Below are 17,654 nucleotides of genomic sequence, written 5' to 3'. Positions count from 1 at the left end.
AACCTCGGCTGTCACAGTCCGCAGGTAGGCTGCGCGCAGGCTCCCGCAGGGCGCCCGGCACTATTCCTGCGGGGTGAAGGCTGGCAGACTGCGGGTCTTTTCCCGCTGTCTGTCTTGAGGCTGTATGCCAACGTTTTCACAGCGTCACCTGTTGTTCATCAGTTGGATCATCATCTTTGGCGGCTTGCTGCTGGCCCTGCCGTTGCGCTTGCTGCCCAGCCTGCTGGCCGGGCTGCTGGTGTTCGAGCTGGTGAACATGCTCACCCCGCAACTGCAGCGCCTGATCGAGGGCCGGCGCGCGCGCTGGCTGGCGGTGGCCCTGCTCGGCACCCTGGTGGTCAGCCTGCTGACCCTGCTGTTCGCCGGGGCCATCAGTTTCCTGTTGCATGAAGCGGAGAACCCTGGGGCGTCGCTGGGCAAGTTCATGCTGGTGGTGGACAAGGCCCGGGGCCAGCTGCCGCCGTTCCTCGACTCCTACCTGCCGGCCAGCGCTGCCGAGTTCCAGGCGGCCATCGGCGCCTGGGCCAGCAAGCACCTGAGCGAGCTGCAACTGGTGGGCAAGGACGCGGCGCACATGTTCGTGACCTTGCTGATCGGCATGGTGCTGGGGGCGATCATCGCCTTGCAGCGTATTCCCGACCTGACCAAGCGCAAGCCCCTGGCGGCGGCCCTGTTCGACCGCCTGCACCTGTTGGTCCAGGCGTTTCGCAACATCGTCTTCGCGCAGATCAAGATTTCCCTGCTCAACACCTTCTTCACCGGGATCTTCCTGGCCCTGGTGCTGCCGATGTTCGGGGTCAAGCTGCCCCTGACCAAGACCCTGATCGTCCTGACCTTCCTGCTGGGGCTGCTGCCGGTGATCGGCAACCTGATCTCCAACACCCTGATCACCATCGTCGGCCTGTCGCTGTCGATCTGGGTGGCGGTGGCGGCCCTGGGCTACCTGATCGTGATCCACAAGCTGGAATACTTCCTCAACGCACGGATCGTTGGTGGGCAGATCAGCGCCAAGTCCTGGGAGCTGCTGTTGGCGATGCTGGTGTTCGAAGCGGCGTTCGGCCTGCCGGGGGTGGTGGCGGGGCCGATCTACTACGCCTACCTGAAAAGCGAATTGAAACAGGCGGGCCTGGTTTAAGAGCAGCGGCAAGCTTGCAGCTTCAAGCCGCAAGCTAAAGCCGACTGCGCTCTTGCTCTTACTTGTGGCTTGCCGCTTGAAGCTTGCCGCTGCTTTTACCCGTAGCGCTTCTTGGCCTCGATGGCCAGGCCGCTGCCGATGCTGCCGAAAATGTTGCCTTCCACGTGCCGGGCATTGGGCAGCATGGCCGCCACGCTCTGGCGCAAGGCTGGAATGCCGCTGGAACCACCGGTGAAGAACACCGTGTCGACCTGGCCCACGCTGACATTGGCCTCGCCAAGCAGCTGGGTGACGCTGGCGCGGATGCGCTCCAGCAGGTTGTCGATGGACGACTCGAACAGGGCCCGGGTGAGGTCGACGCTCAGGTCGCGCTCGATGCGGTCCAGGGGCACCAGGCGGTGGTCGGCGTGGGTCAGCTGGATCTTGGTTTCTTCCACTTCCATGGCCAGCCAATGGCCGGCACGTTGCTCGATCAGCTTGAACAGCCGGTCGATGCCGCCAGTGTCCTCGATGTCGTAGCGCATGCTGCCCAGGGCCAGCTGGGACTTTTGCGAATACACCGAGTTGATGGTATGCCAGGTCGCCAGGTTCATGTGGTGGCTGGTGGGCATGTAGGCGCCGCTCTTCATCCGGCTGCCATAACCGAACAACGGCATCACCCCGGCCAGGGACAGTTGCTTGTCGAAGTCGGTACCGCCCACATGCACGCCGCCGGTGGCGAGGATGTCGTCGTGGCGATTGTCGACGCCACGGCGCTCGGGGGACAGGCGCACCAGGGAGAAGTCCGAGGTACCACCGCCGATGTCGACGATCAGCACCAGTTCCTCGCGCTCGATACTGGATTCGTAGTCGAAGGCCGCGGCAATGGGTTCGTACTGGAAGGACACCTCCTTGAAGCCGACCTTGCGCGCCACTTCCACCAGGGTGTCTTCGGCTTCCTGGTCGGCGGCGGCATCGTCATCGACGAAGAACACCGGGCGCCCCAGCACCACTTCGGTGAATTCCCGACCGGCGGTGGCTTCGGCGCGGCTCTTGAGCTGGCCGATGAACAGTCCCAGGAGATCCTTGAACGGCATGGCCGTGCCCAGCACGCTGGTGTCGTGCTTGATCAGCTTGGAGCCCAGCAGGCTTTTCAGCGAGCGCATCAGGCGGCCTTCGTAGCCTTCCAGGTACTCGTGCAGGGCCAGGCGGCCATAGACCGGACGACGTTCCTCGATATTGAAGAACACCACCGACGGCAGGGTGATCTTGTCGTCCTCCAGGGCGATCAACGTCTCCTGCCCGGGGCGCAGCCAGCCGACGGTGGAGTTGGAGGTGCCGAAGTCGATGCCGCAGCCGCGGGCCGGGGAGGCGTTGTTCATGTCTTTCCAGTTCCGGTCAAAAAAACGGCCGCGCAGCGTACGCCAGTCGCCCGCCGTTGCAAAGGCCGGATATCTGCTAATTCGTCACCGGGTTCGTCTTGAAAGACTATCCTTGACCCCCAAACTTGCAGGCATGAGCCTGGTAGCCACAAGGGGTCGCAAGATCCGCCGGCGGCTGCCGATAAACTTCTGATGCGCCGTTCAGTCAGAGAATCAGACAGGTCGATTCTCATGCTGCCAGACCGGGCCAGCTGTGCTGCACGCCGCGCGACTTCGATAACGGATGGTGATTCCCTCGATGGACTTCAAAGACTATTACAAGATTCTCGGCGTGGAGCCGACAGCGGACGACAAGGCGATCAAGGCCGCCTATCGCAAGCTGGCGCGCAAGTACCACCCCGACGTCAGTAAGGAAAAGGATGCCGAGGCCAAGTTCAAGGACGCCTCGGAAGCCTACGAGGCGCTCAAGAGCGCCGACAAGCGCGCCGAGTACGACGACCTGCGCAAGTACGGCCAGCATGGCCAGCCGTTCCAGGGGCCGCCGGGCTGGCAGAGCCGTAGCGGCTTCGGCGGCGGTGGCGGTGGGGATTTCTCGGACTTCTTCAGCTCGATCTTTGGTAACCGGGGGCCAGGATTCGGCGGCCCGGAACAGCGTCGCAGCAGCGGCCGTCGCGGACAGGATGTGGAAATGGAACTGCCGATCTTTCTCGAAGAAACCCTGTCGACCGAGTCCAAGAAGATCAGTTTCCAGGTGCCGCAATACAACGCGTCCGGCCAGCATGTGAGCAACACCAGCAAGAGCCTGAACGTGAAGATCCCGGCCGGGGTCACCGATGGCGAGCGTATCCGCCTCAAGGGCCAGGGGGCTCCGGGCGTCGGTGGCGGGGCCAATGGCGACCTGTACCTGACCATCCGTTTCGCCCCCCATCCGAAGTTCGATGTCGAGGGTGAGAACCTGATCATCACCCTGCCGCTGGCACCCTGGGAGCTGGCGCTGGGGACCGAGGTGGCGGTGCCGACCCTGACCGGCAAGATCAACCTCAAGGTGCCTGCCGGCAGCCAGAACGGCCAGCGCATGCGTGCCAAGGGCCACGGCTTGTTGAACAAGGCCGGCCAGCGCGGCTACCTGTTCGTGCAGCTCAAGGCGGTGATGCCCAAGCACACCAGCGACGAGGTCAAGGCCTTGTGGCAGGAACTGGCGAAGAAGGCGGCGTTCGACCCACGGGAACAATTCTGATTCGACACTAGGAGGCGCTGATCATGAGCACCCTGATCGTTGAGCTGGACATGGAAGAATTCTGTGAAGTGGCCGACCTGCCGGCGGCCTACGTGATCGAAATCGTCGAGCACGGCATCCTCGAACCTCAGGGCCGTGCGCCCAAGGAGTGGCGATTCAACGATCATGAGTTATCCCTGGCCAAGCGCGCGGCGAAGTTGCACCGCGAGCTGGACCTGGAATGGGAAGGCGTCGCCCTGGCGCTGGACCTGCTCGAAGAAGTGCGGCAACTGCGCACCGAAAACCGCATGCTCCGCCAGCGCCTGGGTCGCCTGCTGGTGGATTGACCGGCGCCCCGGCCCTATCAGCCGAATGTGGTAGCCGCGGCTGAGCGCCAGCGAAGCTGCGACCCAGGACGCGGTCCTTGTCGATCCCGCGCCATTGCGGGGGCTGCGTGCAATCCCGATCCTCGTAAACCCACCGCTTTTGCGGTCGCTGCGCGTCCGTGCGCAGCCTCGCTGGTGCTCGACAGCGGCTACAGGGCTAGAACAGGAAGTAGCGCTGGGCCATGGGCAGTACATCCGCCGGTTCGCACCACAGCAGCACGCCATCGGCCTTGACCTGGTAGGTCTGTGGGTCGACCTCGATCTGCGGCAGGTAGTCGTTGTGGATCAGGTCGCCCTTGCGCACGCTGCGACAACCCTTGGCCACGGCGATGCGCTTCTTCAAGCCCAACCGCTCCGGTACCCCGGCGTCCTGCGCCGCCTGGCTGATGAAGGTCAGGCTGGTGGCATGGCGGCTGCCGGCGAAGCTGGCGAACATCGGCCGGTAGTGCACCGGCTGGGGTGTCGGGATCGAAGCGTTGGCATCGCCCATCAGGCTCGCGGCGATGGCCCCGCCCTTGAGGATCAGGCTCGGCTTGACCCCGAAGAACGCCGGGCGCCACAGCACCAGGTCGGCCCACTTGCCCACTTCGATGGAACCCACCTCATGGCTGATGCCGTGGGTGATGGCCGGGTTGATGGTGTACTTGGCGATGTAGCGCTTGACCCGGAAATTGCTGTTGCCCGGCCCGTCTTCCGGCAATGGCCCGCGCTGGCGCAGCATCTTGTCGGCGGTTTGCCAGGTGCGGGTCACCACCTCGCCGACCCGGCCCATGGCCTGGCTGTCGGAGCTGATCATCGAGAACGCCCCCAGGTCGTGGAGGATGTCCTCGGCGGCGATGGTTTCCCGGCGGATGCGGCTTTCGGCGAAGGCCACGTCCTCGGCGATGCTCGGGTCCAGGTGATGGCAGACCATGAGCATGTCCAGGTGTTCGTCGATGGTGTTGCGGGTGAAGGGCCGGGTCGGGTTGGTGGAGCTGGGCAGCACGTTGGAAAAACCGCAGGCCTTGATGATGTCCGGCGCATGGCCGCCACCGGCGCCTTCGGTGTGGTAGGTGTGGATGGTGCGGCCCTTGAAGGCACCGAGGGTGGTCTCGACGAAACCCGACTCGTTCAGGGTGTCGGTGTGGATCGCCACCTGCACGTCGTATTCGTCGGCCACGCTCAGGCAGTTGTCGATGCTGGCCGGGGTGCTGCCCCAGTCTTCGTGCAACTTGAGGCCGATGGCCCCGGCCCGAACCTGTTCCACCAGCGGTCCCGGCAGGCTGGCGTTGCCCTTGCCGGTGAAGCCGATGTTCATGGGGAAGGCGTCGGCGGCCTGGAGCATGCGCGCCATGTGCCAGGGCCCCGGGGTGCAAGTGGTGGCGTTGGTCCCGGTGGCAGGTCCCGTGCCGCCGCCGATCATGGTGGTGACGCCGCTCATCAGCGCTTCTTCGATCTGCTGCGGGCAGATGAAGTGGATATGGGTGTCGACACCGCCAGCGGTGAGCAGCATGCCTTCGCCGGCGATCACCTCGGTGCTGGCGCCGATGGCGATGGTCACGTCGGGCTGGATATCCGGGTTGCCGGCCTTGCCGATGGCGGCGATACGCCCGTCCTTCAAGCCGACGTCGGCCTTGACGATGCCCCAGTGGTCGATGATCAGGGCGTTGGTGATCAGGGTGTCCACCACCTCGGCCGCCAGCAGCTGGCCCTGGCCCATGCCGTCGCGGATCACCTTGCCGCCGCCGAACTTCACCTCTTCACCGTAAGTGGTGAAGTCCTTCTCTACCTCGATCCACAGCTCGGTATCGGCCAGCCGGACCTTGTCGCCCACCGTGGGGCCGAACATGTCGGCATATGCCTCGCGGGAAATGCGCATTCCTCGTTCCTCGGAACAGAGCTGCAAGCCATAAGCTGCAAGCTACAAGTAAAAGAAAGCCGCCCAGAGCCACCGCACTGCTCTTTCTTGCAGCTTGTGGCTCGCAGCTTGAAGCTGATCTTTAAAGATCGCCCATGACCCGCCCCGCGAACCCGAACACCCGGCGCTGGCCGCCCAGCTCCACCAGCTCTACCTCGCGGGTCTGCCCCGGTTCGAAGCGCACCGCGGTGCCGGCGGCGATGTTCAGGCGCATGCCGCGGCTGGCGGCACGGTCGAAGACCAGGGCGTCGTTGGTTTCGAAGAAGTGATAGTGGGAGCCGACCTGGATCGGTCGGTCGCCGCTGTTGGCCACATTCAGGGTCAGGGTGCGGCGCCCGGCGTTGAGTTCGATGTCGCCGGGCAGGAGCTGGTATTGGCCGGGGATCACTGGGGTTGCTCCAGGGTCTTGAAGTAGATGGCGGTCGGGCTGTGGCGGCCGTCCGGGCCCTGGCAGTAGTTGGGCAGCTCGCCCACCCGGGTGTAACCCAGGGCACGGTAGAACTCCTCGGCGGGCGAACCGGCCTCGGTATCCAGGTACAGCAGGCCACGCTTGAGATGGCGCGCGGCCTGTTCCAGGACATTCATCAACTGCTGGCCCAGGCCCCGGCGCCGGGCGCTATGCAAGACCTGGAGCTTCTGCACTTCGGCCCGGTTGCGTCCGTTGGCCTTCATGCACAGCGCCAGCTGCACGCTGGCCAGGACCTTTTCCTCGTCGACCACCACCCACAGCAACAGGCTGCCGTCCTCGACACCAGCCTGCACGTCGGCGACATAGGCCTGGGCCTGGCTGTCGTCGAGGTCGGCCATGAAGCCGATGGACGCGCCATGGCGGACCGAGTCGAACAGCAGTTCGATCAAGCCCTGGCGGTAGTGGGCAAAGCTTTCTCCATGGACCCGTCGCAATTGGCCGGCGTTCATCGAAGTATCACTCCTTGTGAGGGGCGGGTGGTTGTGCCCCGGGGTTGAGGATCAGTTGCATGAAGGTCAGGTCCAGCCAGCGTCCGAACTTGGTGCCCACCTGGGGCATCTGCCCGGTGGTGATGAAGCCCAGGCGTTGATGCAGGCGGATCGAGGCGCCATTGCCGCTTTCGATGGCGGCCACCACCACGTGCTTGTGGCAGGCACGGGCGCGTTCGAGCAGCACCTCCATCAACTTCGGGCCCAGGCCGTTGCCGCGCTGGTCGCCGCGCACGTAGACCGAATGCTCGACGCTGTGGCGAAACCCATCGAAGGGCCGCCAGTCACCGAAGGAAGCGTAGCCCAGTACCTGCCCTGCGCTGTCGACCACCACCAGCACCGGATAACCCTGGGCCTGGCGGGCGCTGAACCAGGCCTGGCGGTTATCCAGGTCCACCGGGGACTCGTTCCAGATCGCGGTGGTATTGAGCACCGCGTCGTTGTAGATATCGCGGATCGCCGGCAGGTCGGCGTGCACCGCGTCACGGATCCGATACGTCATGGGCGTTCCTCAGGCAATGGGCTGGTGGACGGTGACCAGCTTGGTCCCATCGACGAAAGTGGCTTCTACCTGGACCTCCGGAATCATTTCCGCAATGCCCTCCATCACCTGCTCGCGGCTGAGCAAGGTGGTGCCGTAGTGCATCAGCTCGGCCACGCTCTGGCCGTCACGGGCGCCTTCGAGCAGGGCGGCGCAGATGTAGGCCATGGCCTCCGGGTAGTTCAGCTTGAGGCCACGGGCCAGGCGTCGTTCGGCCACCAGGCCGGCGGTGAAGATCAGCAGCTTGTCTTTTTCGCGTGGGGTCAGGTCCATGGTTCGGCATCCGTCGTTGTAGGAGCGAGCTTGCTCGCCAAAGGCGTAAACGATGACCCGTAGTACCTGGAGGAGCGCGCAGGCCGGGCGTTTTTCGCGAGCGAGCTCGCTGCAGGGACATCGATGTTCATGTGTTCCAGATCCTTGGTGGTACGGCGGCGCGTCCCAGCAGTGCCGGGCGCAACAAGCGCCACAGGTCCATCAGCCAGGCCCGGGCCTGCAAGGCTTCGCTGGCCAGGCAGCGCGCCAGCAACAGGCCCGGCAACTGGCTCAGGTCGCCGCGCACCGGGTGTTCCAGCGCGCGGCAGCGTTCCAGTAGTTGGGCATCGATCTCGCCGGTGACCAGCAAGGTGGCGAACACCGGCTGGCCGTCGAGGCCGACCGGGGAGTCGAGCAAGCCGTCGCCGCCGCTGATGCGCTGGCGCTCATGCCACAGCGGCCGGCCATCGCGACGGATCTCCAGGTGGGCCTGGAAGTGCCCTTGGGCGAAGCGCTCGCCACTGGCCGGGCGTCCGAGGGCGACGATGTCCCAGTAGCACAGCCGGGCATCGCCATGCAGTTCGATGCGGGTCGTCAGCTCGGCCTGGGCGGCGCTGAACACGATGGTTTCCTGGGGCAGCCATTCCAGGGTCGCTCCTGGCGCCACCGCAAGTTCCAGGAGCTGGCTGGCGGGGCTGGCGGCGCGGTACCACTTGGCCGCTCCGGGGCTGGTCAACTGGGCCCAGGCGCCGCTATCGACCCGGGCGCGGATGGCCAGGCGGTCGCCACCGGCAATGCCCCCCGGAGGGTGGACGATGATGTGCTGGCAGACCTGCGGGCCTTCGGCATACAGGTGCTTCTGCACCCGCAGCGGGCCCTGGTGGCGGCGCAGCACCGGGCGCGTGGCGTTGCCGGTGCAGGCATAGGCCAGCTCCAGCTCGGCGTGCCAGCTGGGGGTGAACAGTGCATGGGCGGCAGGTGAGTTCATGGGCAATCGATATTGTTAGGAGGCTACAGATTAGATCGTAACCAGGCCGCGTACACCGTCGGCCTGCATATTTTCACCCCGGCCCTGCTGGATGATTTCCCCGCGGGACATCACCAGGTAGTGGTCCGCCAGTTCGGCGGCAAAATCGTAGAACTGCTCCACCAACAGGATCGCCATGTCGCCCCGGGCCGCCAGTTGGCGGATCACCGCGCCGATCTCCTTGATCACCGAGGGCTGGATGCCTTCGGTGGGTTCATCGAGGATCAGCAAGCGCGGGCGACTGGCCAGGGCCCGGCCGATGGCCAGTTGTTGCTGCTGGCCGCCGGAAAGATCGCCGCCCCGGCGTTGCTTCATCTGCTGCAGCACCGGGAACAGTTCGTAGATGAAGGCCGGCACCTCCCGGGCCTCATGCGCGGCGAAGCGTGACAGGCCCATCAGCAGGTTTTCCTCCACACTCAGGCGGGCGAAGATCTCCCGGCCCTGGGGCACGTAGGCGATGCCGGCATGGACCCGCTGGTGCGGCTTGTCGCCGGTAATGGCCCGGCCTTCCCAGGTAACCGCACCGTCCCTGGCCGGCAGCAGGCCCATCAGGCATTTGAGCAAGGTGGTCTTGCCCACCCCGTTGCGCCCGAGCAGGCAAGTGACTTCGCCGACCCTGGCCTCGAACGAAAGGCCCCGCAGGATGTGGCTACCGCCGTAGTACTGGTGAAGCTTGTCGACTTGCAGCATGTCGAATTCCTTTAAACAAACTGTAGGAGCATGGGGGGACGCCCAGTCCTTGCCCGCGATGGACGTTAACGATGACGCGTGCTGCCTGAGTGAACGCATCGCTTTCAGGTTCTTCGCGGGCAAGCCTCGCTCCTACAAAGAATCATCAGCGGCCGAGGTAGACCTCGATCACCCGCTGGTTTTCCTGCACCTGCGCCAGGGAGCCTTCGGCCAGCACGCTGCCCTGGTGCAGCACGGTGACGTGGTCGGCGATCGCGCCGACGAAGCCCATGTCGTGCTCCACCACCATCAGCGAGTGCTGGCCGGCCAGGCCCTTGAACAGCTCGGCGGTGAACTCGGTCTCGGCGTCGGTCATGCCCGCCACCGGCTCGTCGAGCAACAACAGTTGGGGCTCCTGCACCAGCAGCATGCCGATCTCCAGGAACTGCTTCTGGCCGTGGGACAGCAAGCCGGCCGGGCGTCGGGCCGAACTGGCCAGGCGGATGGTGTCCAGCACCTGGGCGATGCGATCCTGCTGTTCGCTGCCCAGGCGCGCGCCGAGGCAGGCCCATACCGACTTGTCGGTGCGGTAGGCCAGTTCCAGGTTCTCGAACACGCTCAGGGCCTCGAACACCGTGGGCTTCTGGAATTTGCGGCCGATCCCGGCCTGGGCGATCTGCACCTCGCTCAAGCGGGTCAGGTCCAGGGTCTCGCCGAACCAGGCCTTGCCCCGGGTGGGGCGGGTCTTGCCGGTGATCACGTCCATCAGGGTGGTCTTGCCGGCGCCGTTGGGGCCGATGATGCAGCGCAGCTCGCCGACGCCGATGTACAGGTTCAGGTCGTTGAGGGCCTTGAAGCCATCGAAGCTGACGCTGATGTCCTCCAGGGTCAGGATGGTGCCATGGCGGGTGTCCAGGCCCTTGCCCGTGGCCTGGCCGAGGCCGATGGCATCGCGGCCGCTGCCGGCATCCTTGTTGCTGTCGAGAATGGGTTCGAGCATGCCGTCCACCGTGGCCGTGATTCTCATGATTCACCCCTGTGCTTGAACAGGCCGATCACGCCCTTGGGCAGGTACAGGGTCACCACGATGAACAGCGCGCCCAGGAAGAACAGCCAGTAGTCCGGGAAGGCCACGGTGAACCAGCTCTTCATGCCATTGACCAGGCCGGCGCCGAGCAGCGGGCCGATCAGTGTGCCGCGTCCGCCCAGGGCGACCCAGACGGCGGCCTCGATGGAGTTGGTCGGGGACATTTCGCTGGGGTTGATGATGCCGACCTGGGGCACATACAGGGCCCCGGCCAGGCCGCACAGTACCGCGCTCAGGACCCAGACGAAAAGCTTGAACCCGCGAGGATCGTAGCCGCAGAACATCAGGCGGTTCTCGGCATCGCGCAGCGCCGTCAGCACCCGGCCGAACTTGCTTCGCGACAGGCGCCAACCCAGGTACAGGCTGCCCACCAGCAACGCCAGCGTGGCCAGGAACAGCGCCGCCCGGGTGCCGGGCTCGGTGATGCCGAAGCCCATGATGCTGCGGAAATTAGTGAAGCCGTTGTTGCCGCCCAAACCCGTCTCGTTGCGAAAGAACAGCAGCATCGCGGCGAAGGTCAGGGCCTGGGTCATGATCGAGAAATACACGCCCTTGATTCGCGAGCGGAAGGCGAAGAAACCGAACGCCAGGGCCAAGAGTCCCGGTGCCAGCACCACCAGGCACAAGGCCCAGAGGAAGTGCTCGGTGCCGGCCCAGTACCAGGGCAACTCGCTCCACGACAAGAAGGTCATGAACGCTGGCAGGCCGTCGCCGGCGGCCTGGCGCATCAGGTACATGCCCATGGCGTAGCCACCCAGGGCGAAGAACAGGCCATGCCCCAGGGACAGCAGCCCGGCATAACCCCAGACCAGGTCCAGGGCCAGGGCGACCACGGCGTAGCAGAGGATCTTGCCCACCAGGGTCAGGGTATAGGCCGAGACGTGCAGTGGATTGTCCGCCGGCAACAGCGCCAGCAGTGGCAGGGCCAGCAGCGCCAGGAGCAGCAGGGCGCCGACGCTGATGGTGACCCTGGGCCCGGCCTTCTGGCTCGCGGTGATGAGCAGTGGCTGGTTCATCGCGGCGTGCTCGCGATGGCGGTACGGGCGGTTTCGCTAGGGCTGCTGGCAAACATAGTGGTGTTCCTTCTCGGGGCCGCCGCCAGCGAGGCGACGGCGCGTTCGTCAATGGGCGTGAGTCTTTGCCGGCTAGTCGATCACCCGGCCTTTCAGGGCGAAGAGTCCTTGTGGGCGTTTCTGGATGAACAGGATGATCAACCCCAGGATCAGGATCTTGCCCAGCACGGCGCCGATCGCTGGTTCGAGGATCTTGTTGGCGATCCCCAGGCCGAAGGCCGCCAGGATGCTGCCGGCCAGCTGCCCGACGCCGCCTGCCACCACCACCAGGAACGAGTCGATGATGTAGCCCTGGCCCAGCTCCGGGCCGACGTTGCCGATCTGGCTCAGGGCCACGCCACCCAGGCCGGCGATGCCCGAGCCCAGGCCGAAGGCGAGCATGTCCACCCGGCCGGTGGGCACCCCGCAGCAGGCGGCCATATTGCGGTTCTGGGTCACCGCGCGCACGTTCAGCCCCAGCCGGGTCCGGTTCAGCAGCAGCCAGGTCAGCAGCACCACGGCCAGGGCGAAACCGATGATTGCCAGGCGGTTGTAGGGCAGCACCAGGTTGGGCAGTACCTGGATACCGCCGGAGAGCCAGGCCGGGTTCGCGACTTCGACGTTCTGCGCGCCGAACAGCAGGCGCACCAGCTGGATCAGGATCAGGCTGATGCCCCAGGTCGCCAGCAGGGTCTCCAGCGGGCGGCCATAGAGATGGCGGATCACCGTGCGCTCCAGGGCCATGCCGATGCCGGCGGTGACCAGGAACGCCACCGGCAGGGCCAGCAATGGGTAGTACTCCATGGCCTGGGGCAGGTAGCGCTGCAACAGCGATTGCACCACGTAGGTGGCGTAGGCGCCGAGCATCAGCATCTCGCCGTGGGCCATGTTGATCACCCCCAGGAGACCGAAGGTGATCGCCAGGCCCAGGGCCGCCAGCAGCAGGATCGAACCCAGGGACAGGCCGCTGAAGGCCTGGCCGAGCACCTCGCCCGCCAGCAGCTTGCGCTTGACCTGGGCCAGGCTGGTTTGCGCGGCGGTGCGCACGCCGGCGTCGCTCTCCACGCCCGCTTCCAGCAGGCCTTCGAGGCGGGTGCGGGCCAGTGGTTCGCCGCTCTCGCCCAGCAGGCGTACCGCGGCCAGGCGCACGGCCGGGTCGTGGTCCGCCAGTTGCAGGTTGGCCAGGGCCAGGCCCAGGGCGTCGTGTACGCCTGGGTCCCGCTCGGCGGCCAGCCGTGTGTCGAGGAACTTCAACTGCGCCGGCTTGGCGCTCTTCTGCAATTGTCGGGCACCGGCCAGGCGGGTGCCGGGGTCAGCGGCCAGCAGTTGGTGGCTGGCCAGGGCGGTATCGACCAAGCCGCGCAGTCGGTTGTTCAAGCGCAGGGGCTTGGTTGCCCCGGCGATGTTCAACTGGCCTTGCTGCAAGGCGCCGAGCAGTTCGATGCGCGCCGGGTCGGGCTGTGCGGCCCAGGTTTCCAAGAGCCGGGCCTGCTCGCCGGAATTGCCGGCGACGAAGTCTTCGGCATCCCCGGCATGGGCGGCGAGCGGCAGCAGCAGGAGGCAGGCCATAAGCAGACGATAAAGCGACATTGTCACGTCCTTGAATACGACAGAGAACCTTGTAGGAGCAGGGGGCGCCGAGCCCTTGCCCGCGATGGCGATCGTCGGGTCGACAACGTACTTCTTGAGGACGCTATCGCGAGCAAGCTGCGCTCCTACAGATGGGGGCGGCGGTCAGTTGCTCTTCACCGCGTAGTCCGGCTTCTTGTCGTTGCCCGGGATGTAGGGGCTCCAGGGCTGGGCGCGGACCGGGCCCGCGGTCTGCCAGACCACGTTGAACTGACCGTCGGGCTGGATCTCGCCGATCATCACCGGCTTGTGCAGGTGGTGGTTGCTCGGGTCCATGGTCAGGGTGTAGCCCGAGGGCGCGGCGAAGGTCTGTCCGGCCAGGGCCTCGCGGACCTTGTCGACATCGGTGGACTTGGCCTTCTCCACGGCCTGGGCCCACATGTGGATGCCCACGTAGGTGGCCTCCATCGGGTCGTTGGTCACCGCCTTGTCGGCCCCCGGCAGGTTCTTGGCCTTGGCGTAGGCCTTCCAGGCCGCGACGAACTTCTGGTTCACCGGGTTATCCACCGACTCGAAGTAGTTCCAGGCGGCGAGGTTGCCCACCAGCGGCTTGGTGTCGATGCCGCGCAGTTCTTCCTCGCCCACCGAGAAGGCCACCACCGGCACCTCGGTGGCCTTCAGGCCCTGGTTGGCCAACTCCTTATAGAAGGGCACGTTGGAGTCGCCGTTGACCGTGGAGATCACCGCGGTCTTGCCGCCGGCGGCGAACTTCTTGATGCTGGCGACGATGGTCTGGTAGTCGCTATGGCCGAACGGGGTGTAGACCTCTTCGATGTCCTTGTCGGCCACGCCCTTGGCGTGCAGGAAGGAGCGCAGGATCTTGTTGGTGGTGCGTGGGTAGACGTAGTCGGTGCCCAGCAGGAAGAAGCGCTTGGCGCTGCCGCCGTCTTCGCTCATCAGGTATTCCACCGCCGGGATCGCCTGCTGGTTCGGCGCCGCGCCGGTGTAGAACACGTTGGGCGACATTTCCTCGCCCTCGTATTGCACCGGATAGAACAAGAGGCCGTTGAGTTCCTCGAACACCGGCAGCACCGATTTGCGCGAGACCGAAGTCCAGCAGCCGAACACCACCGCCACCTTGTCCTGGCTCAGCAACTGCCGGCCCTTCTCGGCGAACAGCGGCCAGTTGGAGGCCGGGTCCACCACTACCGCTTCCAGTTGCTTGCCGTTGACCCCACCCTTGGCGTTGATCTCGTCGATGGTCATCAGGGCCATGTCCTTGAGCGAGGTCTCGGAGATCGCCATGGTGCCCGACAGCGAATGCAGGATGCCCACCTTGATGGTCTCGGCGGCCTGGACGGTCCAGGTCAGGCCCATGGCGGCAAGAGCGGTCGAGAGGGTGAAAGCCTTGAGCAAGCTACGACGCTTCATTGTGCGATCTCCGTGAACTCTTGGATTTTTTAAGAGGCAGATGCGAACCAGTGAAGGGTGTTTTGCAAGGGCTGTGCCGGGTTGGCCAAGGCATGGAAACGTTGCCCCCACGGCGTGGGGGAGCCGGCTTGGCGCACCATTGCGGGGCCAGGTGGAGCCTTTGGTGCGGACGAATGCGCTTGGTTGGTGCCGGGTTGGAGGCAACCCGGCATGGCTTTTCTGTAGGAGCGAGCGGGCGGCGATCCTACTTGCCCGCGATGGCGGCGCATCAGGTACACCGCTATCGCGGGCAAGCCTCGCCCTACAAATACAAAGGACCTCAGCGTCGGCGCATCAGGCCGATGAAGAACAAGCCGCCGATGGCCGCGGTGGCCACGCCGATGGGCAGGTCCTCGGGGGCGATCAGGGTTCGCGCGGCGACGTCCACCCACACCAGGAACAGGCTGCCCAGCAGCACGCAGGCGGGCAGCAGCCGACGGTGTTCGGCACCCACCAGGCGCCGGGCGATGTGCGGCACCATCAGCCCGACGAAGCCGATGGAACCGCTGATGGACACCAGCACCCCGGTCATCAGCGAGGCGATCAGGAACACCTTCAGGCGCACGTTGCGTGCGTTCAGGCCCAGGGTCACGGCGGTCTGCTCGCCGGCCATCAGGGCGTTCAATGGCCGGGCCATGCCCAGCAGCAACAGCAACCCGAGCAGCACGCTGATCGCGGGAATCGCCAGCAGCTCCCAGCGCGCCAGGCCCAGGCCGCCGAGCATCCAGAACATCACCGCCGAACTGGCCCGGTGGTCGCCCATGAACAGCAGCAGGTTGGCCACCGCCATCATCACGAACGACACCGCCACCCCGCACAGCAGCAGGCGGTCGCTGTCCAGGCGACCGCTGCGGGCGGCGATGCCCAGCACCAGGAGCATGCTCGCCACGGCGCCGATGAAGGCGGCCAGGGGCAGGGTCAACAGGCCGATGACCTGCCCCACGTGCAGGACCACGATCACCGCGCCGAGGGTGGCGCCGGAGGTGACGCCCAGCAGGTGCGGGTCGGCCAGCGGGTTGCGGGTCACCGCTTGCAGCACTGCGCCGATCAGCGCCAGCCCGGCGCCCACCAGCGCTCCCAGGAGCATGCGCGGCACGCGGATCAGCCAGACGATATGTTCCTGGCCGGGGCTCCAGTCCACCTCGCCCAGGCCCAGGGTCTTGTGCAACAGGATGCGGCCCACCACGTCCACCGGCACCCGCGCCGGACCGAAGCCCAGGGACAGCACGCAAGAGGCCAGGAGCAGGCCGGCCAGGGTCAAGAGCAGCCAGCTGTAGCGACGTGTAGTCATTCGCCGTGGAAACCCTTGGCCAGGGTTTCCACCGCCAGCACGTTGTCGATGCCCGGGGTGGCCTGCACATAGGGGATGACGATGAAGCGCTGGTTCTTGATGGCGTCGACGCCTTGCAGCGCCGGGTTGTCCAGCAGGAACCGCTGCTTCTGCTCGGCGGTGACTTCGCTGTAGTCGACGATGACGATCACTTGCGGGTTGCGCTCCACCACGGTCTCCCAGTTGACCCGGGTCCAGCTGGCCTCGACGTCGTCGAGGATGTTGCGCCCGCCGGCGGCGTCGATCAGCGCCTGGGGCATGCCCAGGCGGCCGGAGGTCATGGCCCGGTCTTCACCGCTGTCGTAGAGGAACACCCGGGGTTTTTCCGCGGGCAGGTCCTGTTGCACCTGGGCCACCTGCTCCTGCATCTGGGCGATCAGGGCATTGGCGCGATCCTGCACGTCGAAGATCCGGCCGAGGTTGCGCAGGTCGTTGTAGGTATCGTCGAGGCTGGCGGCCGGGCGCTTCATCACGAACGCGCAGGACTCGGTCAGCTCATAGACATTGATGCCCAGGGGCGCCAGGGTCTGCGGGGTCAGGTCGCCGCCCACGCGCATGCCGTAGTCCCAGCCGGCGAACAGGAAGTCGACGTTGGCATTGAGCAGGGTCTCCACCGACGGGTACTTGGCCGCCAGCTCCGGCAGGCCGTCCAGCAGGACGCTCATCTGTGGGGTCACGGCCTTCCAGCCACTGACTCCGCTGTAGCCCACCATGCGCGATTTGAGGCCCAGGGCGAGCATCATCTGGGTCATGTTGATGTCGTGGCTCAGGGCATGCTTGGGCGCTTGCTTGAAGGTCACTTCGCGGTTGCAACTGGCGAGGGTCAATGGGTAGCGGGTGGCCTCGGCGAAGGCCTGGGCGGCCCCCAGTGACAGGGCCAGGAGCAGGCTGGAGCGAAGCAGGGAGCGCAAGGTCATGGTTGGGTGATCCAGGTGATTCGTGGGTAGCCGGACAGGGGGTGGGCATCGATCAGCGCCTCGACGCCGAAGACGTTGCGCAGCAACTCGACGGTGAGCACTTCGCGGGGAGTGCCGCTGGCAACGATGCGTCCGTGGTCGAGGACGTACAGGCGGTCGCAGAAGGCCGCGGCCAGGTTCAGGTCGTGGATGCTGGCCAGGGTGCCGATGCCCAGGCGCTTGACCCGTTGCAGCAGTTCCAGCTGGTAGCGCGGGTCGAGGTGGTTGGTCGGCTCGTCGAGGATCAGCAACTGCGGTTGCTGGGCCAGGGCCCGGGCCAGGATCACCCGTTGTTTTTCCCCGCCCGAGAGGGTGGCGAAGGCATGCTCCTCGAAGCCCAGCAGGCCTACGGACTCCAGGGCCTCGCGGGCGATGGCGCGGTCGTGCCGGGTGTCGCCGTCGAACAGGCCCTTGTGCGGGGTGCGGCCCATGGCGACCACTTCCTGCACGGTGAGGCCGAAGGCATCGGGAAACTCCTGGAGCACCACGGCGATGCGTTGTGCGCACCAGCGTGGCGACTGCTTCCAGACATTCTGATGGGCCAGTTGCACCTCGCCCTGCTGCGGCTTGCTGAAGCGATAGGCGCAGCGCAGCAGGCTGGTCTTGCCGCTGCCATTGGGCCCGATCAGGCCGACGAACTCCCCGGCCTGCACGTGCAGGTTGGCCTCACGCAGTTGGAACTGGTGGTGGCAGTGGCCCTGGCCCAGGGGGCTCCAGGCCAGGTCGAGGAGGTTCAGCGAGGTCATGCC

Annotated in this window: 18 protein-coding genes; 3 read left to right on the top strand and 15 right to left on the bottom strand. The window is 65.8% G+C overall.

Features of this window, described 5'->3' with window-relative positions:
* The first annotated feature begins 124 nt into the window (after nucleotides 1-124).
* The gene (locus ACK6AU_RS06525; RefSeq protein WP_031320782.1) at nucleotides 125-1,135 is read left to right on the top strand and encodes an AI-2E family transporter; all 1,011 of its coding nucleotides are present in this window, start codon (nucleotides 125-127) and stop codon (nucleotides 1,133-1,135) included.
* A 95-nt stretch (nucleotides 1,136-1,230) separates the two neighbouring features.
* Here the strand turns inward: ACK6AU_RS06525 and ACK6AU_RS06520 are convergent, their stop codons facing one another.
* Nucleotides 1,231-2,496: an Hsp70 family protein gene (locus ACK6AU_RS06520; RefSeq protein WP_185697551.1), complete on the bottom strand. Its 1,266-nt coding sequence runs from the start codon at nucleotides 2,494-2,496 to the stop codon at nucleotides 1,231-1,233.
* Between the two features lie 298 nt (nucleotides 2,497-2,794).
* On the opposite strand from ACK6AU_RS06520, the gene ACK6AU_RS06515 reads away from it, so the two are divergent.
* Both ACK6AU_RS06515 and ACK6AU_RS06510 read left to right on the top strand, forming a co-directional pair.
* Complete coding sequence (locus tag ACK6AU_RS06515) at nucleotides 2,795-3,733, top strand: DnaJ C-terminal domain-containing protein (protein ID WP_185697552.1); 939 nt, start codon at nucleotides 2,795-2,797, stop codon at nucleotides 3,731-3,733.
* A gap of 20 nt (nucleotides 3,734-3,753) precedes the next feature.
* The gene (locus ACK6AU_RS06510) at nucleotides 3,754-4,059 is read left to right on the top strand and encodes a chaperone modulator CbpM (protein WP_185697795.1); all 306 of its coding nucleotides are present in this window, start codon (nucleotides 3,754-3,756) and stop codon (nucleotides 4,057-4,059) included.
* Nucleotides 4,060-4,255: 196 nt separating this feature from the next.
* Here the strand turns inward: ACK6AU_RS06510 and ureC are convergent, their stop codons facing one another.
* The 14 genes from ureC to ACK6AU_RS06440 all read right to left on the bottom strand — a co-directional run bounded on the left by ureC (nucleotide 4,256) and on the right by ACK6AU_RS06440 (nucleotide 17,651).
* Complete coding sequence (gene ureC / locus ACK6AU_RS06505; protein WP_185697553.1) at nucleotides 4,256-5,956, bottom strand: urease subunit alpha; 1,701 nt, start codon at nucleotides 5,954-5,956, stop codon at nucleotides 4,256-4,258.
* Nucleotides 5,957-6,077: 121 nt separating this feature from the next.
* A complete protein-coding gene (locus tag ACK6AU_RS06500) occupies nucleotides 6,078-6,383 on the bottom strand; it encodes an urease subunit beta (RefSeq protein WP_185697554.1) in 306 nt (101 codons plus the stop codon).
* Nucleotides 6,380-6,913 carry an N-acetyltransferase gene (locus ACK6AU_RS06495; protein ID WP_185697555.1) on the bottom strand — a complete coding sequence of 178 codons (534 nt, stop codon included), beginning with the start codon at nucleotides 6,911-6,913 and terminating at the stop codon, nucleotides 6,380-6,382. Before ACK6AU_RS06495 ends, ACK6AU_RS06500 begins: the two co-directional genes overlap by 4 nt.
* A 7-nt stretch (nucleotides 6,914-6,920) precedes the next feature.
* Nucleotides 6,921-7,454 (bottom strand): GNAT family N-acetyltransferase, encoded by a 534-nt coding sequence (locus ACK6AU_RS06490; RefSeq protein ID WP_409298350.1) that lies wholly within the window; start codon nucleotides 7,452-7,454, stop codon nucleotides 6,921-6,923.
* 9 nt (nucleotides 7,455-7,463) lie between these two features.
* Nucleotides 7,464-7,766, bottom strand: a complete 303-nt coding sequence (gene ureA, locus ACK6AU_RS06485; protein ID WP_185697557.1) for an urease subunit gamma — start codon at nucleotides 7,764-7,766, stop codon at nucleotides 7,464-7,466.
* A 127-nt stretch (nucleotides 7,767-7,893) separates the two neighbouring features.
* Nucleotides 7,894-8,733 (bottom strand): urease accessory protein UreD, encoded by an 840-nt coding sequence (locus ACK6AU_RS06480; RefSeq protein ID WP_409298347.1) that lies wholly within the window; start codon nucleotides 8,731-8,733, stop codon nucleotides 7,894-7,896.
* Nucleotides 8,734-8,763: 30 nt separating this feature from the next.
* Nucleotides 8,764-9,462, bottom strand: coding sequence for an urea ABC transporter ATP-binding subunit UrtE (gene urtE / locus ACK6AU_RS06475; protein ID WP_068577069.1), 699 nt, complete (start codon nucleotides 9,460-9,462; stop codon nucleotides 8,764-8,766).
* A gap of 145 nt (nucleotides 9,463-9,607) precedes the next feature.
* Nucleotides 9,608-10,468, bottom strand: a complete 861-nt coding sequence (gene urtD / locus ACK6AU_RS06470; protein WP_409298345.1) for an urea ABC transporter ATP-binding protein UrtD — start codon at nucleotides 10,466-10,468, stop codon at nucleotides 9,608-9,610.
* Nucleotides 10,465-11,544 (bottom strand): urea ABC transporter permease subunit UrtC, encoded by a 1,080-nt coding sequence (gene urtC / locus ACK6AU_RS06465; RefSeq protein ID WP_185697560.1) that lies wholly within the window; start codon nucleotides 11,542-11,544, stop codon nucleotides 10,465-10,467. The genes urtD and urtC overlap by 4 nt, the downstream gene beginning before the upstream one ends.
* A gap of 129 nt (nucleotides 11,545-11,673) precedes the next feature.
* Entirely contained in the window at nucleotides 11,674-13,176 is a 1,503-nt protein-coding gene (gene urtB, locus ACK6AU_RS06460) for an urea ABC transporter permease subunit UrtB (RefSeq protein WP_409298343.1), read from the bottom strand.
* Nucleotides 13,177-13,314: 138 nt separating this feature from the next.
* The gene (gene urtA, locus ACK6AU_RS06455) at nucleotides 13,315-14,580 is read right to left on the bottom strand and encodes an urea ABC transporter substrate-binding protein (protein ID WP_185697562.1); all 1,266 of its coding nucleotides are present in this window, start codon (nucleotides 14,578-14,580) and stop codon (nucleotides 13,315-13,317) included.
* 319 nt (nucleotides 14,581-14,899) lie between these two features.
* Nucleotides 14,900-15,910 carry an iron ABC transporter permease gene (locus ACK6AU_RS06450; protein WP_185697563.1) on the bottom strand — a complete coding sequence of 337 codons (1,011 nt, stop codon included), beginning with the start codon at nucleotides 15,908-15,910 and terminating at the stop codon, nucleotides 14,900-14,902.
* Complete coding sequence (locus ACK6AU_RS06445) at nucleotides 15,907-16,866, bottom strand: ABC transporter substrate-binding protein (RefSeq protein ID WP_185697564.1); 960 nt, start codon at nucleotides 16,864-16,866, stop codon at nucleotides 15,907-15,909. Before ACK6AU_RS06445 ends, ACK6AU_RS06450 begins: the two co-directional genes overlap by 4 nt.
* Nucleotides 16,863-17,651 (bottom strand): ABC transporter ATP-binding protein, encoded by a 789-nt coding sequence (locus ACK6AU_RS06440; protein WP_185697565.1) that lies wholly within the window; start codon nucleotides 17,649-17,651, stop codon nucleotides 16,863-16,865. Before ACK6AU_RS06440 ends, ACK6AU_RS06445 begins: the two co-directional genes overlap by 4 nt.
* Nucleotides 17,652-17,654 lie beyond the last annotated feature (3 nt).

It is taken from the genome of Pseudomonas sp. KCJK8993 (assembly GCF_046230915.1).
Classification (GTDB): domain Bacteria; phylum Pseudomonadota; class Gammaproteobacteria; order Pseudomonadales; family Pseudomonadaceae; genus Aquipseudomonas; species Aquipseudomonas piscis.
Note: the sequence above shows the minus strand (reverse complement) of the source record. Positions and strands in the feature narration are given on the sequence as shown.